The 15,040-nt window shown below is 68.4% G+C and carries 14 protein-coding genes; 7 read left to right on the forward strand and 7 right to left on the reverse strand.

Annotated elements, in window-relative coordinates; translation table 11 throughout:
* Nucleotides 1-38: 38 nt before the first annotated feature.
* Together ASF08_RS15165 and ASF08_RS15170 are read right to left on the reverse strand one after the other, a co-directional pair.
* Nucleotides 39-1,319 (reverse strand): D-serine ammonia-lyase, encoded by a 1,281-nt coding sequence (locus ASF08_RS15165; RefSeq protein ID WP_056146790.1) that lies wholly within the window; start codon nt 1,317-1,319, stop codon nt 39-41.
* 87 nt (nt 1,320-1,406) lie between these two features.
* Nucleotides 1,407-1,871, reverse strand: a complete 465-nt coding sequence (locus tag ASF08_RS15170; protein ID WP_056146793.1) for an Lrp/AsnC family transcriptional regulator — start codon at nt 1,869-1,871, stop codon at nt 1,407-1,409.
* 160 nt (nt 1,872-2,031) lie between these two features.
* Here ASF08_RS15170 and ASF08_RS15175 point away from each other — a divergent pair, with 160 nt between their 5' ends.
* Nucleotides 2,032-3,042: a 1-aminocyclopropane-1-carboxylate deaminase gene (locus ASF08_RS15175; protein WP_018043348.1), complete on the forward strand. Its 1,011-nt coding sequence runs from the start codon at nt 2,032-2,034 to the stop codon at nt 3,040-3,042.
* 10 nt (nt 3,043-3,052) lie between these two features.
* Here ASF08_RS15175 and ASF08_RS15180 read toward each other — a convergent pair whose 3' ends face one another.
* Nucleotides 3,053-3,961 (reverse strand): LysR family transcriptional regulator, encoded by a 909-nt coding sequence (locus tag ASF08_RS15180; protein ID WP_026175857.1) that lies wholly within the window; start codon nt 3,959-3,961, stop codon nt 3,053-3,055.
* 176 nt (nt 3,962-4,137) lie between these two features.
* On the opposite strand from ASF08_RS15180, the gene ASF08_RS15185 reads away from it, so the two are divergent.
* The 5 genes from ASF08_RS15185 (at nt 4,138) to ASF08_RS15205 (ending at nt 10,813) form a co-directional block, all read left to right on the forward strand.
* Nucleotides 4,138-5,664, forward strand: coding sequence for an ABC transporter substrate-binding protein (locus ASF08_RS15185; protein WP_056147156.1), 1,527 nt, complete (start codon nt 4,138-4,140; stop codon nt 5,662-5,664).
* A gap of 192 nt (nt 5,665-5,856) precedes the next feature.
* Complete coding sequence (locus ASF08_RS15190) at nt 5,857-6,771, forward strand: ABC transporter permease (RefSeq protein ID WP_056146795.1); 915 nt, start codon at nt 5,857-5,859, stop codon at nt 6,769-6,771.
* On the forward strand, nt 6,768-7,733 hold the full coding sequence (locus ASF08_RS15195) for an ABC transporter permease (protein WP_200931867.1): 966 nt from the start codon (nt 6,768-6,770) through the stop codon (nt 7,731-7,733). Before ASF08_RS15190 ends, ASF08_RS15195 begins: the two co-directional genes overlap by 4 nt.
* Before the next feature lie 44 nt (nt 7,734-7,777).
* Nucleotides 7,778-9,199 carry a M20 family metallopeptidase gene (locus ASF08_RS15200; protein WP_056146797.1) on the forward strand — a complete coding sequence of 474 codons (1,422 nt, stop codon included), beginning with the start codon at nt 7,778-7,780 and terminating at the stop codon, nt 9,197-9,199.
* A 3-nt stretch (nt 9,200-9,202) separates the two neighbouring features.
* Nucleotides 9,203-10,813, forward strand: a complete 1,611-nt coding sequence (locus ASF08_RS15205) for an ABC transporter ATP-binding protein (protein ID WP_056146800.1) — start codon at nt 9,203-9,205, stop codon at nt 10,811-10,813.
* Nucleotides 10,814-10,826: 13 nt separating this feature from the next.
* On the opposite strand, the gene ASF08_RS15210 is transcribed toward ASF08_RS15205, so the two are convergent.
* Together ASF08_RS15210 and ASF08_RS15215 are read right to left on the reverse strand one after the other, a co-directional pair.
* On the reverse strand, nt 10,827-11,201 hold the full coding sequence (locus tag ASF08_RS15210; RefSeq protein WP_056146802.1) for a hypothetical protein: 375 nt from the start codon (nt 11,199-11,201) through the stop codon (nt 10,827-10,829).
* A gap of 58 nt (nt 11,202-11,259) precedes the next feature.
* Nucleotides 11,260-11,439: a hypothetical protein gene (locus ASF08_RS15215; protein ID WP_056146803.1), complete on the reverse strand. Its 180-nt coding sequence runs from the start codon at nt 11,437-11,439 to the stop codon at nt 11,260-11,262.
* A gap of 248 nt (nt 11,440-11,687) precedes the next feature.
* Between ASF08_RS15215 and ASF08_RS15220 the strand changes: the two genes are divergently transcribed.
* A complete protein-coding gene (locus ASF08_RS15220) occupies nt 11,688-11,993 on the forward strand; it encodes a hypothetical protein (RefSeq protein ID WP_056146805.1) in 306 nt (101 codons plus the stop codon).
* Between the two features lie 13 nt (nt 11,994-12,006).
* On the opposite strand, the gene ASF08_RS15225 is transcribed toward ASF08_RS15220, so the two are convergent.
* Entirely contained in the window at nt 12,007-12,606 is a 600-nt protein-coding gene (locus ASF08_RS15225; RefSeq protein ID WP_244474551.1) for a biliverdin-producing heme oxygenase, read from the reverse strand.
* Nucleotides 12,607-12,638: 32 nt separating this feature from the next.
* Complete coding sequence (locus ASF08_RS15230) at nt 12,639-14,837, reverse strand: histidine kinase dimerization/phosphoacceptor domain -containing protein (protein ID WP_056146814.1); 2,199 nt, start codon at nt 14,835-14,837, stop codon at nt 12,639-12,641.
* Between the last annotated feature and the right edge of the window lie 203 nt (nt 14,838-15,040).

Raw genomic sequence — 15,040 nt, forward strand, 5'->3', positions numbered from 1 at the left:
ACGAGGCCATATCCCGTCATAGGCCCGGGGCTTCATCGTTATCCCCGCGCCAGGGCGGCCTGGAACTCGGCTTCGGGCAGCAGCGTGCCGCCGGTGGTCCAGACCACATGTGTCGCCTGCGCAGGTCCAGCGGCGTCGAGATAGGGGCGAACGGCGGCGAACCCCGCCGCCGCCGAGGGTTCGAGCCGCAGGCCCGGATCGGCCCAGAGGCGTTTTACCCAGGCGAACAACTCGGTATCGGCGACCGTGACCACCGCCTCGATGAGCGGGCCGACCGTGCCGGCCACCAGCATCGAGGCACCCGCCACCGCGAGCCCATCGGCGGCGGTGCGGTTGTCGAGGCCGATCTCGTAGACGTCCACCGGGCGCGACAGGCCGGCGGCGAGCTGCACCAGCATGCAGGGCGAGGCCACCGGCTCCACGAAGATGCAGCGGATGGCGTCGCCGAACAGCAGCTTCAGGCCGAGCGTGACGCCGCCGGGTGCGCCGCCGACGCCGCAGGGAAGATAGACGCAGAGCGGGTGGGCCGCATCGACCCTTATCCCGGCCTCGTCCAGCTGGCGCTGGAGGTCGAAGGCCGCCGCCGCATAGCCGAGGAACAGGTCGACGGAGCTTTCGTCGTCGACGAAATGGGCGTCGGTCCGCCCCTCGAAGGCCGAGCGCGCCGCCGCGACCGCGCTGCCGTAATCGCCTTTATGCTCGACCACGCGGGCGCCGATATCCCGCAGGCGCTGCTTCTTCCACGCCTTGGCATCGTGGGACATGTGGACTTCGACCGCGAAGCCCAGCGCCCGCGCCATGACGCCGACGCTGAAGCCGAGATTGCCGGTGCTGCCGACCGCGACCGTGTGCGCCCCGAACGCCTCTCGTGCTTCGGCCTCCGCGAGCCGGGCATAGGAATCCCCCGGCCATAGCAGGCCCTTCTCAAGCCCGAGCCGCTCGGCATAGACCAGTACCTCGTAGACCCCGCCCCGCGCCTTGATGCAGCCGGTGACCGGCAGGTCGTGATCGGCCTTTACCCAGACCGCGCCGCCGGTCGGACCGGCGATGGCCTGCGCGATAGGATCGGAGAGGGGCATCAGGGGCGAGTCGATGCGCCCTGTGGCGAGATCGTCGAAGAGGTGGCGCAGCAGTGGGTCGAAGCGGCGCCAGCGTGCCTCCGCCTCCTCCACATCGGCCAGGGAGAAAGCCTGGCTCGGCAGGAATTCGGCGGCCGGCCGGAGATGGGGATTGAGCCAGGTGGTGGGCCGGGCCTCCCGCACGCTCGCCGGAATGGCGTCGAGGGAGGGGGCGGGCGACGTGTCGGCATCCGTGCTCATGCGGTCCGTTCTCCTGTGATCCCGATGGCCCCGGCGTTGTCGCGGCGCTCGATGGACCAGTGCCACGGCCTCGCGCAAGCCTCGCCGTCAGAGATCCATCGGCGCATTGTCCACCACCTCCTTCATGACGAAGAAGGTCCGCGTCTGCCGCACCCCCGGCAGCGCGATCAGGGTCTCGCTGTGCAGGCGGTTGAAATCCGCCATGTCGGAGACGCGGATCTTCAGGAAATAGTCGAAATCCCCGGCCACGAGATGGCAATCGAGCATGGTCGGCATCGCCTGGGCGGCGGCCTCGAACGCGGCGAAGCTCTCCGGCGTCGAGCGGTCGAGCACGACGCCGACGATGACGAGGGACCCCCGCCCGACCTTCTCCGGCGCGATCCGCGCATGGACGCCGCGGATGTATCCCTCGTCGAACAGGCGCTGCGTGCGGCGGTGGCAGGTGGCGGCGCTGGTATTCACCCGCTTGGCGATCTCGGCATTGTTCATGCGCCCATCGGCCTGGAGCAGGCGCAGGATCTTCAGATCGATCCGGTCGAGCGATGGCGACATGGAAGAACCTTCCGTATTTTCAGCAGAAACGATAGCTCACACTAAGCTTGACGGGCCATGACCCGCATTTTTATGGCATAATTTGTCGTCATTCGAGAGCACCTTTCGCGCGAGTTTTGCTAGCGTTCGGTTCTCACTGATGCGAGGACGTTGCCAAGCCATGCTGTCGAAATTCGAGCGCTATCCCCTCACCTTCGGCCCGAGCCCGATCGAGAAGCTGTCGCGCCTCACCGACCATCTCGGCGGCGATGTCGAGATCTACGCCAAGCGCGAGGATTGCAATTCCGGCTTGGCTTACGGCGGCAACAAGCTGCGCAAGCTCGAATACATCGTGCCCGATGCCATCGCGAGCGGAGCCGATACGCTGGTCTCCATCGGCGGCGTGCAATCCAACCACACCCGCATGGTGGCGGCGGTGGCCGCCAAGATCGGGATGAAGTGCCGGCTGATCCAGGAAGCCTGGGTGCCGCACGAGGATGCGGTCTACGACCGGGTCGGCAACATCCTGCTCTCGCGCATCATGGGCGCGGAGACGCAGCTCGTGGATGACGGGTTCGACATCGGCATCCGCGAGAGCTGGAAGGCGGCCCTGGAGGATGTGAAGGCCAAGGGCGGCAAGCCCTACGCGATTCCCGCGGGCGCCTCCGTGCACAAGTTCGGCGGCCTCGGCTATGTCGGCTTCGCCGAGGAGGTCCGCGCGCAGGAGGCCGAGATGGGCCTGCGCTTCGACTACATCGTCGTGTGCACCGTCACCGGCTCGACCCATGCCGGCATGGTGGTGGGCTTCGCCGCCGATGGCCGCGCCCGCAACGTCATCGGGATCGACGCCTCCTGCACCCCGGCCCAGACCAAGGCGCAGGTGCTCGACATCGCGCAGAAGACGGCCGCCCTCATCGGCGCCCCCGAGATCACGGAAGACGATGTGGTCCTCAACGAGGATTACGCCTACCCGGTCTACGGCGTGCCCTCGAAGGAGACCGTCGAGGCGATCCGCCTCTCGGCGCGGCTCGAGGCCATGATCACCGACCCGGTCTACGAGGGGAAGTCGATGCAGGGGATGATCGATCTCACCCGGAAGGGGTTCTTCCCCAAGGGCTCGAAGGTGCTCTACGCCCATCTCGGCGGCGCGCCGGCCCTGAACGGCTACAGCTACACGTTCCGGAACGGCTGATCGGGACGGTTCACGCCCTGCCGGGCTCCGCCGGCGGCAGGGCGGCGATGAGCTGGCTGAGGAACGCCTGCGCCGCATGCGGCAGCTTGCGGTCCCGCATCAGCTGGACCTGAATGCCGCGCCGCAGGCTCGCCTGTGATTGGATCGGGATGCAGACCAGTTCCCCGAGCCGCACCGGCGTCTGCACCGAGAGGGCCGACATCAGCGCGATCCCCTTCGTCCGCCGCACGAAGGGGAGGAGCGCCGTGAGGATGTTGGAGGTCAGCGTCGGCTCGATGGCGATGCCCTCCGCCCGGCAGGCCGTGTCGAAGACGAGACGCGCCGTTGTGTCGAGGGGCGGCATCGCGATCGGATAGGCCTGGAGTTCGTCGATCCGGATCGACGCCCGGCCGGCCAGCGGATGGTCGGGGGCGGCGAGCGCCACCATCTCCACCGTCGCGTCGTAGATCACCGTGACGAGGTTCGTTGGCGCGAGCACGAAGGTGATGCCGATATCGGCGTCGCCCGCCGCCACCACCTGCGTCACCTGCGCCGGCGGCAGGACCTGAATTTCGAACCGGATACCGGGATGGCGCGCGTGAAACTCGGCGATGGCGTTCGGCAATAGGTCGAGGGCGAACCCTTCCGCCGTGGCGACGCGGATGAAGCCCCGCGCCAGCCCCTGCAATTCCTGGATCTCGGCCGCGACCTGCTCGGCCCGCACCAGGGTCTGGCGCGCATGCCGGGCCAGCAGCTCTCCCGCCGGGCTCAGGACCATGCCGCGGGGACGGCGCTCGAACAGGACGCAATCGAGCTCCGCCTCCAGATTGGCGATCTGCCGGCTGATCGCCGAGGCCGCGACGTTGAGCTGGGCGGAGGCCGCCGCGATGGAGCCCGTGCGGGCAACGGCGAGGAAATAGCGCAGGCCTGACATCTGCATGGTCGATCTCCCGAGCCCCGCCGGCTGCACGAGCATTGCCGAAACGGCACGGCAAGCTTCGACAAATTCTACTTGTTGCGATGCAAAATGCACAACATCATGGCACGACGAAAAAAGCGGCAGGACGGGTGCGCAAGTGTCCGTCGCGATGTCGCGGAGCTGAAGGGATGCAGATCATGGCGAGATACCTTCCCGCGGCAGGCGCCACACTCGCTCTCCTGCTGACGACGTTCAGTGTGCCGGCGCTCGCCGGCAAGGCCAACGACACCCTGGTCTATGCCTCTGATACCGAGCCGGAAAACGTCAGCCCGTATCACAACAGCGCCCGCGAGGGCGTCGTGCTCGCGCGCAACGTCTGGGACACCCTGCTCTACCGCGACCCGAAGACCGGCACGTATCAGCCGATGCTGGCCACCGCCTGGAAATGGGTCGACCCGACCACCCTCGAACTGACCCTGCGCGAGGGCGTGACCTTCCATAACGGCGACGTCTTCGGCCCCGAGGACGTGGCCTTCACCTTCAATTACGTGCTGACGCCGGAAGCCCGCACGGTGACGAAGCAGAACGTCGACTGGATGAAGTCGACGGAGGTGGTGGACGCCAAGACCGTCCGCATCCACCTCAAGACCGCCTTCCCGGCCGCCCTCGAATACCTTGCCGGACCGACGCCGATCTTCCCGGCCGCTTACTTCAAAAAGGTCGGCCTCGACGGGTTCGCCAAGGCTCCCATCGGCACAGGCCCCTACCGCATCACCAGCGTCGAGAACGGACGCGGGGTGAAGATGGAGCGCAACGCCAAGTACTGGCCCGGCAGCCCGATCGGCACGCCCAAGATCGGCAAGCTCGAATTCCGCGTCATCCCCGATGCCGACAGCCGCATGGCCGAACTCGTCACCGGCGGCATCGACTGGATCTGGCGGGTGCCGAGCGATCAGGCCGACCAGCTGAAGGGCGCTCCCAACGTCACCGTGCTGAGCGCCGAGACCATGCGGGTCGGCTTCCTGCAATTCGACACGCTCGGCCGCGCCAAGGAGAACTCACCCCTGAAGGATCCCCGCGTCCGCCAGGCGATCTCCTACGCCATCGACCGCAAGGCGATGGTGGACAACCTCGTCCGTGGCGGCAGCCGCGTCATGAACGCGGCCTGTTTCATCGACCAGTTCGGCTGCACCGACGAGGGTGTGCCGCGCTACGCTTACGATCCGGCCAAGGCCAAGGCGCTCCTCAAGGAGGCCGGCTATCCCGACGGGTTCGAGATCGATCTCGGCGCCTATCGCGAGCGCGACTACGCCGAGGCCGTCATCGGGTATCTCCGCGCCGTCGGCATCACCGCCCGGCTCAACTACCTGCGCTACGCGGCGCTGCGCGACATGATCCGGGGCGGCAAGGTCTCCATCGCCTTCCAGACCTGGGGCTCGTTCTCGGTTCTCGACGTCTCGGCCTTCACCGGCGTCTACCTCAAGGGCGGCGACGAGGACCTGACCAAGGATCCCGAGACCATCGCGGCGCTCCAGGCCGGCGACGGCGCCACCGATCCGGCCGCGCGCAAGGTGAAATACGCCGAGGCGCTCAAGCGCATCGCGGCTCAGGCCTACATCCTGCCGCTGTTCTCCTACTCGACCAACTACGCCTTCACCTCGGACCTGACCTTCACGGCGCAGCCCGATGAGTTGCCGCGCTTCTACGCGGCGAGCTGGAAGTAAGGGTTCCAAGGGCGCCGGTTCTGTCAGCAGACCGCGTCCCTCTCCCCCTTGTGGGGAGAGGTCAGGAGTGGGGGTGGTCGGGCGACCCTCGCTCAGTCGAGGCTGGCGGAGCGACCCCCACCTCCAATTCCTCCCCACAAGGGGGAGGAGGGCCGCGTCGCGACTGGCCCAACCGAACGAGGACTATGGCCCATGCTCAGGTTCATGCTGCAACGCATTCTCGTCGCCATCGCGGTCGCCGTGACGGTGTCGGTGGCGAGCTTCATGCTGCTGCACCTCTCCGGTGACCTCGCCGCCGCCATTGCCGGGCCAGAGGCCACCTCCGCCCAGGTCGAGGCGATCCGCGTCCAGTACGGGCTGAACCAGCCGATGCTGGCGCAATTCACCGCCTGGGCATGGAAGGCCCTGCATTTCGATTTCGGCAATTCGTTCTATTTCCGGGAGAGCGTGGTCGATCTCCTCGCCTCCCGCATGCCGATCACCCTGTTCCTCGGCGTGGTGGCGCTCGCCGTCGCCCTGTTCGTGGCGATCCCGCTCGGCGTCCTGGCGGCGGTGAAGCGCGACACCTGGATCGACCGGCTCGCTCTGTCGGTCTCGGTGCTGGGCCAGGCGATGCCGAGCTTCTGGTTCGGCCTCACGCTCATCATGATCTTCTCGGTGAATCTGCGCTGGTTGCCGGTCTCGGGCAACACGACCTGGAAGCACTTCGTGCTGCCGGCCGTCGCGCTCGGCTACTACGCCATGCCGGCCGTGATGCGGCTCACCCGCAACGGCATGTTGGAGGTGCTGGCCTCCGACTACGTGCGGACGGCCCGCGCCAAAGGTCTCCCACCGCGAAAGATCCTGATCCGGCATGCGCTGCGCAACGCCGTGATTCCGGTGATCGCGCTCGCCGCCGTGCAGTTCGGCTTCATGCTCGGCGGCTCCATCGTCATCGAGGCGGTGTTCTCGCTCCAGGGGCTCGGGCAGCTCGCCTGGGAATCTATCGCCCGCAACGACTTCCCCGTGGTGCAGGCGATCGTGCTGGTCCTGGCGATGATCTACATCGCCCTGACGCTGGCCGCCGACCTCCTCAACGCTTTCCTCGATCCCCGGCTGCGCCAATGACCCTTCAGCCGTCCTCCTCCCCGGTGGCTCCCACCCTCCCCTCCGCCGATCTGCTGGTCCAGGCCGGTCCTGTGCCCGAAGCGAGCGCGCCGCTCGCCGCGTCGCGCTCGCCCACCGCGCTCGCCCTCCGGCGCGGCCTGCGTCACGGCGGCTTCATGATCGGCGCGATGATCCTCGGCGGGATCGTCCTCGCGGCTCTGGCCGCGCCCCTGATCGCCCCGCACGACCCCTATGCCCAGGACGTCTCGCGCCGCCTGATCCCGCCGATCTGGAACGCGAAGGGGACGTGGGACCACATCCTCGGCACCGACAAGCTCGGGCGCGACTATCTCAGCCGCCTGATCTACGGCAGCCAGATCTCCCTCCTCATCGGGATCGCGGCGGCCTGCATCTCCGGCCTGATCGGCACTGTGCTCGGCATCTGCGCCGGCTATTTCGGCGGCAAGGTCGACGCGGTGGTGAGCTACATCGTCACCACGCGCCTCGCCATGCCGGTGGTGCTCGTGGCTTTGGCCATGGCCTCCCTGGTGGGCGGTTCGCTGAAGGTGGTGGTCCTGGTGCTGGGCCTGCTGCTGTGGGACCGTTTCGCCGTGGTGACGCGTGCCGCCACCCGCCAGATCCGCGACCAGGATTTCGTCGCGGCGGCCCGCGCCGCCGGCTTCTCGAACGCCCGGATCCTGTTCCAGGAGATCCTGCCCAACATCTTCAACGCGCTCATCGTCGTGGCGACCCTGGAGATGGCGCACGCGATCCTGCTGGAAGCGGCCCTGTCGTTCCTCGGCCTCGGCGTCCAGCCGCCCCTGCCCTCCTGGGGGCTGATGATCGCCGAGGGCAAGCCGTACATGTTCTTCCAGCCCTGGGTCATCACCATCCCGGGCGTCGCCCTCCTCGTCCTCGTTCTCGCCATCAACCTCCTGGGCGACGGATTGCGCGACGTCACGGCACCCGAGGGGCGGCGCTGAGCGCTCCCCTCGGCTCCCATTCTCACCCGACACAGAGTGGATCCATGTCCCGACACGATGCGATCGCGCACGCCGCGCGCCACTACGACGGAGGCGGTTTCCGCGCCGTCCTGCAGGATGCCGTCGCCCGCCCCACCGAGAGCCAGACCACCGGGCAATTGCCGGCGCTCCATGCCTACCTGTCCGACTTCCTCATGCCCGCCATCGCGCCTCTGGGCTTCACCGGCCGCATCCTCGACAATCCCGACGGCGAGCACGGCCCCTTCCTCATCGCCGAGCGGCACGAGGGCGACGACCTGCCCACCGTGCTGATCTACGGCCACGGCGACACCGTGCGCGGCTACCCCGAACAATGGCGCGCCGGCCTCGACCCATGGGCGATCGTCGTCGAGGGCGACCGCTGGTACGGTCGCGGCACCGCCGACAACAAGGGCCAGCACATCATCAATCTCGGAGCGCTCGAGGCGGTGATGGCGGCGAGAGGCGGACGCCTCGGCTTCAACACCAAGCTCCTCATCGAAATGGGCGAGGAATCCGGTTCGCCGGGTCTGCGCGACCTGTGCCGGGCCGAGGCGCGCGCCCTCGCCGCCGACGTGCTCATCGCCTCGGACGGGCCACGGGTGAGCGCGGAACGCCCCACGCTCTTCCTCGGCTCGCGCGGCGGCTACACGTTCGAACTCATCGTGAACCTGCGCGAGGGCAGCCACCATTCGGGCAATTGGGGCGGCCTGCTGCGCAATCCCGGCACGGTGCTGGCCAACGCCATCGCGACCCTGGTCGACGGGCGCGGCAAGATTCTCCTCGATGCCCTGCGGCCGCCCGCGATCCCCGAGGGTGTGCGGGCGGCGCTCGCCGACATCGCGGTGGGCACCGACCCCACCGCGCCGAGGATCGACGAGGAATGGGGCGAGCCCGGCCTCACGCCGGCCGAGCGCGTCTTCGGCTGGAACACCCTCGAAGTGCTGGCCTTCAAGACCGGCGACCCCGACGGCCCGCTCAATGCGGTGCCGCCCCACGCCAAGGCGACGTTGCAGCTGCGCTTCGTCGTCGGCACCGACTGGGAGGGCCTGATCCCGGCCGTGCGCGCGCATCTCGATGCGAAGGGCTTTCCCATGGTCGAGGTGCGGGCGGCCCGCTCCGAAGTGTTCCGTGCCACCCGCCTTCCCGTGGAGGATCCCTGGGTCGGCTGGGCGCTGGCCTCCATCGAAGCCAGCACGGGCAAGCGCCCGGCCCTGCTGCCCAATCTCGGCGGTTCGCTGCCCAACGACGCCTTCTCCGAGATCCTCGGCCTGCCGACCCTGTGGGTGCCGCATTCCTACCCGGCCTGCCTCCAGCACGGTCCGGACGAGCACCTGCTCGGGCCGATGAGCCGCGAGGCGCTGATGCTGATGGCCGGCCTGTTCTGGGATCTCGGGGAGACCGGACCCGGCATCCTGGGCCAGCGCGACGCCAAACGGGAGACCTGAACCATGAGCGAGCCTGTCGTCAGCATCCGCAATCTCACCCTGGCCCTGCCCAAGGGGGCGGACCGGCCGCATGCGGTGGAGGATCTCTCCCTCGATCTGATGCCGGGCAAGATCCTCTGCGTCGTCGGCGAATCGGGCTCGGGCAAATCCATGAGCGCCTATGCGCTCACCGGCCTGCTGCCGCGCGCCCTGACCCCCGTCGGCGGCAGCATCCTCTTCGAGGGGCGCGATCTCCTCACCCTCGGCGAGCGCGACTGGCGTGCCTTGCGCGGTCGCCGCATCGCCATGGTGTTCCAGGAGCCGATGACGGCGCTCAACCCGGTCATGCGGATCGGCGACCAGATCGCCGAGATGTTCGAGGCGCACGGCCTCCTCACCAAGGCCGAGCGGCGGGCCAAGGCCATCGCGCTCGCCACCGAGGTCGGCTTGCCCGATCCGGCGCAGATCGTGCGCGCCTATCCGCATCAGCTGTCGGGCGGACAGCGCCAGCGCGCGATGATCGCCATGGCCCTGGCCCTCGAGCCCTCGATCCTCGTCGCCGACGAGCCGACCACGGCGCTGGACGTCACCACCCAGGCGCAGATCCTGAAGCTCGTCCGCGACCTGCAGCGGCGGCGGGGCATGAGCGTCCTGTTCATCACCCACGATTTCGGCGTCGTCGCGGACATCGCCGACCATGTGGCGGTGCTCCAGCGCGGCAAGCTGGTGGAATCGGGCTCCGCCGACGAGGTCCTGAGGAGCCCGCAGCATCCCTACACCAAGGCGCTGCTGGCGGCGGTGCCGAGCATCGTGCCGCCGGAGCGCGCATCACGGGAGGGCGCGCCCATCGCCCTTTCGGCCATCGGCTTGACGAAAACCTACACGTCGCGTCGTGGCCTGTTCGGGCCGCCGCGCATCGTCCACGCGGTCAAGGAGGTGGCGTTCGACGTCCGGCGCGGCGAGACCCTGGGGCTCGTGGGCGAATCGGGCTCGGGCAAATCCACCACGGCGCGCCTCGCCATCCGGCTCATCGACCCGGACCGGGGCACCGTCCGCCTCGGCGCGCTGGATTACACGGCTTTGGGGCCGCGGGCGCTCCGCGCCGAGCGCAAGCGCATCCAGATGATCTTCCAGGACCCCTTCGCCTCCCTCAATCCGCGCCGGACCGTGGAGCAGATCATCACCGCCGGGCCGATCGCCCATGGCACGCCCGTCCGCGAGGCAAGGGAGCGGGCGCGGGAACTCCTCGATCTCGTCGGCCTGTCGCCCAGCGCCGCCGAGCGATATCCGAACGCCTTCTCCGGCGGCCAGCGCCAGCGCATCGGCATCGCCCGGGCGCTCGCCATGGAGCCCGACGTGCTGGTCGCCGACGAGGCCGTCTCGGCCCTCGACGTGTCGGTCCAGGCCCAGGTGCTCGACCTTCTCGAGGATCTGAAGCAGCGCCTGAACCTCGCCATGCTGTTCATCACCCACGACCTGCGCGTCGCGGCCAAGATCTGCGACCGGATCGCGGTGATGCATCGCGGCGAGATCGTGGAGCAGCGGCCGACCGCCGACCTGTTCCGCCGGCCGGACCATCCCTACACGCGGGATCTGCTCTCGGCCGTGCCCGGCCTGCAGATGGACGTGGCCTGACGCGCGAGGGGCGCTACTTGCGCCAGGCGTCGATCCAGGACGTCACCGGGTCGACCACGTAGGACAGGAGCGAGGTGGCCCAGCCCCTGGCCCTCGCGCCGATCGATGGCTTGCCCTGTCGACGGGCCTCGGCCTCGGCCGCCTGGGCGACCAGCATCGCCGAGACGTAACTGTTCTCCAGGGTCTTGCACTCGGCCAAAGCGGCCTTCTGCGCGGCATGGGTCGGCAGGCCGGCGGGTTGCCCGGAAAAGGCCTGCCGCACGCATTTGTGCCAGCGCCGCTCCAGGAGATCGAGATCGGCGCCTGCTGCCGGCGCCTCCTGAGCCATCGCCTCCTGAGCAAAGGCTCCCGCCGATGCCGCGAGGCCCGCCACGAAGGCAGCCGCCATCAGGGCCTGAGTCGCTGCCTGGCGGCCCGGTCGAGGATACGTCGTCGTCCGAGGCTCGCTAGCGGGCAAGGGCCCGCGTCTCGTCGAGGACGGCTTCCACCGCGGCGATCGCATTTTCCAGCTCCGCGATGCGGCGTAGCGTGCTGTCGGCCGGCATCGTTTCATGCTCCGCCGCTTCCAGGATCAGGGCGCGCTGACGAGCTTTGAGACGGTCCAGGAGAGATTCGAGCTTAAGCATGAACCGCACTTAACCGCGTGTTGCGCGATGGACAACATTTGTTTGCACCGAAATTGACGCCCTGTTGGTGGGGAATGACCCTGAAACACAAGATTCCGCCGGAGTGTGGCCAAGATGAAATAGCGCCTGCGTACTTCACCTCCGCCCCGTGCTGTCCGGCGAGGACGGCTAAGGTCGCGTGCTGAACCTTTCCCACGGCCGCGGGTTCACAAAGCCTCGAGGCAACCCCCACCCCGGAAACCGTGATCATGTCGAAGACGATGTCCGCCGACTTCAAGAGCCGCCGCGATGCCGAGACCGCAGTCGAGCACATCGTCCAGGAACACGGGATCGACCGGAGCGCCGTGACCATCGCCCCCGCCGGCGACGACAACACCGCCGGGACCGAGGCGGCGCGTGCCGATATCGAGGATGGCCGCCTGAAGGAAGGCACCGAGGGCGAGCCCGCCCTGGAGGGCGAGATCCGCGTCACCGTCGCGTTCGACGACGGGCTGACCGAGAAGGTGATGACGTCGTTCGAGACCTATGGCGGACGCGCGATCGACGCCGTCTGATCCGGCTCGACGATCAGCGCTGTGACGGCTCGGCCCGACCGGAATCGGGCGGGAGGCCGGCGGTGAGCCAGAGCTTGAGGGCGTCGAAGGTCCAACGGGCGCCCTCGATCACGTGATGCGGTGGGCTTTCCTCGCCGGACCGGTCGAGGAAGGTTCGAAACGAGGCCCACATCGCCCCCGTGTCCCGCTTGCCGTAGCCTTCGTAATAGGCGTACCCGCCCGATGCGATCTCCACCCCGAGGCTGCGGTGAAGGTGATGGGCGATGACCTGCCCGCCCAGGGTCGAGCCCTCCGTGACGTAGAGCGCGCCGAGAAGGGCGGGGCGCGTGTGGAAGGCGGTGCCCGCCGCAAAGCGCGGCAGCGCCTCGATCGTGTCCTTCGTCAGTCCGAAATGGACGAGATCGCGTTCCAGCAGGTGCAGCTTGCCGCGCGGCTGCGCGAAGGCAGGTTCGAAGCTCGCGGCGATTGCGGGCTCGAAGACCCGGTGGAACCCCCACCAGCGGGTGAGGAGAGCGAGGTATCCCTCCCGCGTCGCCATCCGCCGCCGCCAGTCGAGCCGGTGTTCCAGATCCTCGTGACGGTCACGCGTCTCCTCCCGCAGCCGTTCGCTCAATGACGGGGCCGCGGACGCATGGGCAGCGCCGCTCACGGCAGGCCGGCCGGCTCGGGCGCGCCGATCGGGGCGGTCATGATCACCCTCAGCCCCGGGTGATTGTTGGTGTTCTCGATGGTGCCACCGAGGCGGTCGACCATGGCGTTGAGCATCCGCGTCCCGAATCCGCTCCGCGTGCCGGTCTTGCCCTGGCCCTGATCGGCGACGATCAGGCGGAAGCGGTTGCGATGCTGTTCGAGGCTGATGGCGATCGGCCCGACGGCACCGGCATAGGCGTATTTGTTGGCGTTGATGACGAGCTCGGTCAGGATCAGCCCGATGCTCACGGCGGCATCGGTGGGAATGGTCACGGGGGCGAAATCGGTACTGAACTGATCCGTCCAGTCGGGTCCCATCGACGATTTCATCTCCGTGACGAGATCCTCGAGGTAGCGCGCGAGATCGATCATCTCGACATTGTCGTCGCTGTAGAGCCGCCGGTGGACCAGGGCCACGGCGGACAGACGGCGCTGCGCTTCGCCCAGGGACTTGCTGAGATCCGCGTTGCCCTCCGCCCTCGCCTGCAGGGACAGGAAGGCGGAGACGAGCTGAAGGCTGTTCTGGACGCGGTGGTTCACTTCCTTGATCAGGTAGTCCTTCTGGACCAGCAGGCTTTCCTTGTCCGCCACGGTGGCGCCGAGTTCGCGGTTGAGCTCGCGGATGCGCCGGGTCTGGCGCGCCTCGTACAATTCGCGGACGATGCGCTGCGCCGCCTCGATCTCGGGAAGGGTCCAGGGTTTGGCATGGCCGTGGACCTCCTCGGTCCAGGCCTCGAAGGAGGCGCGGGGGCTCAGGGTGTCGCCGACGGCGACGGCGGCCTTGTGCGGGTTGCCCGCCCAGTTCACGAGTTCGATCTGCTCGGCCCGGAACCACATCAGGATGATCGGCTCATCCCCCGACAGGACCACGGCGAGGAGACCGCTCGCCAGGGCGCGATAGGCGTCGGCACGCGGGAACCGCTTGCTGAGGGCGTGGGTGTGGAGGGCCTGCGCGCCGCCCACCGTTCGGACCCAGGCGGCGATCTCGCGCAGGTCGGCCTCGTCGGCGCAGCGTCCGGTCCGGTGGAGATCCCTGCCCTGCAGGAGCGCGAAGCCATCGGCCCCGAGCATGCGGCGCAGGTCCTCGCTCGTCTCGATGAGGATGTCCGAGAGGGGCGCTTCGCCCAGGACCTTTCCGGAGACCACGTCCTCGGCGCTGCGCAGCTGGAGCCGCTCGCGGTAATCCTCGGCTTCCTCCCGCGACCTGATCTGGCGCGCGACGCTCCCCGCCAGGGCCTGGCAGGCCATCCGCTGTCCGAAGGCGAGGGTGCGGGGCGTGCGGTGGTGGCAGGCGACGAGCCCCCACAGGATGCCGTCCTTGACGATGGAGATCGAGGCCGAGGCCGCCACGTCCATGTTGCGCAGATATTGAAGGTGGATCGGCGAGACGCTGCGCAGGTCGACATCGCTGAGGTCGAGCCGGGACAGCTCCTTCGGCCGGATCGGCTGCGGCACATAGGCGACGTCGGGGATCACCCGGACGCGGTTGCGGATGTAGAGCGCCCGCGCCTGTTTCGGGATGTCGGAGGCCGGGAAGTGGTGGTGCAGGAAACTGCCGAGTTCGGGGACCCGGCTCTCCGCGATGACCACACCCGCATCGTCGTCGAGGAAGCGATAGACCATCACCCGGTCGAACCCGGTGACCTCACGGAACGACGTCGCCGCCCGTTCACACAGCGTCTTGAGGTCGGCGGCCCGCTCCAGCGCGCTCCCGGCACGGTCGAGCCAGCCGAGCAGGCTGGCGGCATCGGTCCATTGGGCGGCCTGCGGCTCGAGCTGCACCAGCCATTGGCCGTCCTGGAAGCGGGCGGTGGCATCCATCGCCGCGTGCAGGCCCTCGACCCGGCCGATCACGACGGTCTCGTCCTGCGGCGCGTCGACAAGGAGAGCGGCATGGGTCGCGCCGAGAAGTTCCGACAGCGTCCGGCCGGTCCATTCCGTGGCCAGCAGGCCCTCGATGTCGCCGGCGCCGCCGACCACCCTCTGGTCTTCGGCGCCCGCGATCAGCAGGAGCCCGTGCGGCTGGATCGCCCCCGGGACATGGATCGGCTCTCGGTCGCAGACGGTCAGATCTGGGCCGAGATCCGAGACGTCACCGTCCTGGCGAGGATCCAGGGCCGGATCGACCGTCCGGGGGGCACTCAGTTGCGTCATACGTCCATTCTGTAGCGTCTGTAGGCCGTCGGAAACCTGAACGGCCAGCCTCCCGCATCCCCCGAACCGCGTGTCCGAAAGACAATCCTTCTTGGGCGGCCGAGTAGGAGCCGATTCGCCGACCCCCATCCCGACGTGTGGAGACACGATGCGGGAGGAAATCTGCTGCCCGTCGAAGGTGGGGCGAGGATTTATTTAGTGAC

Origin of the sequence: Methylobacterium sp. Leaf85 (assembly GCF_001422125.1) — a bacterium.
Lineage (GTDB): Bacteria > Pseudomonadota > Alphaproteobacteria > Rhizobiales > Beijerinckiaceae > Methylobacterium > Methylobacterium bullatum.

Bases quoted from the DNA above. Each gene is read 5' to 3' on its own strand.
- ASF08_RS15165 (WP_056146790.1), bottom strand. From the start codon at position 1,319: ATGAGCACGGATGCCGACACGTCGCCCGCCCCCTCCCTCGACGCCATT.
- ASF08_RS15170 (WP_056146793.1), bottom strand. From the start codon at position 1,871: ATGTCGCCATCGCTCGACCGGATCGATCTGAAGATCCTGCGCCTGCTC.
- ASF08_RS15175 (WP_018043348.1), top strand. From the start codon at position 2,032: ATGCTGTCGAAATTCGAGCGCTATCCCCTCACCTTCGGCCCGAGCCCG.
- ASF08_RS15180 (WP_026175857.1), bottom strand. From the start codon at position 3,961: ATGCAGATGTCAGGCCTGCGCTATTTCCTCGCCGTTGCCCGCACGGGC.
- ASF08_RS15185 (WP_056147156.1), top strand. From the start codon at position 4,138: ATGGCGAGATACCTTCCCGCGGCAGGCGCCACACTCGCTCTCCTGCTG.
- ASF08_RS15190 (WP_056146795.1), top strand. From the start codon at position 5,857: ATGCTCAGGTTCATGCTGCAACGCATTCTCGTCGCCATCGCGGTCGCC.
- ASF08_RS15195 (WP_200931867.1), top strand. From the start codon at position 6,768: ATGACCCTTCAGCCGTCCTCCTCCCCGGTGGCTCCCACCCTCCCCTCC.
- ASF08_RS15200 (WP_056146797.1), top strand. From the start codon at position 7,778: ATGTCCCGACACGATGCGATCGCGCACGCCGCGCGCCACTACGACGGA.
- ASF08_RS15205 (WP_056146800.1), top strand. From the start codon at position 9,203: ATGAGCGAGCCTGTCGTCAGCATCCGCAATCTCACCCTGGCCCTGCCC.
- ASF08_RS15210 (WP_056146802.1), bottom strand. From the start codon at position 11,201: ATGGCGGCTGCCTTCGTGGCGGGCCTCGCGGCATCGGCGGGAGCCTTT.
- ASF08_RS15215 (WP_056146803.1), bottom strand. From the start codon at position 11,439: ATGCTTAAGCTCGAATCTCTCCTGGACCGTCTCAAAGCTCGTCAGCGC.
- ASF08_RS15220 (WP_056146805.1), top strand. From the start codon at position 11,688: ATGTCGAAGACGATGTCCGCCGACTTCAAGAGCCGCCGCGATGCCGAG.
- ASF08_RS15230 (WP_056146814.1), bottom strand. From the start codon at position 14,837: ATGACGCAACTGAGTGCCCCCCGGACGGTCGATCCGGCCCTGGATCCT.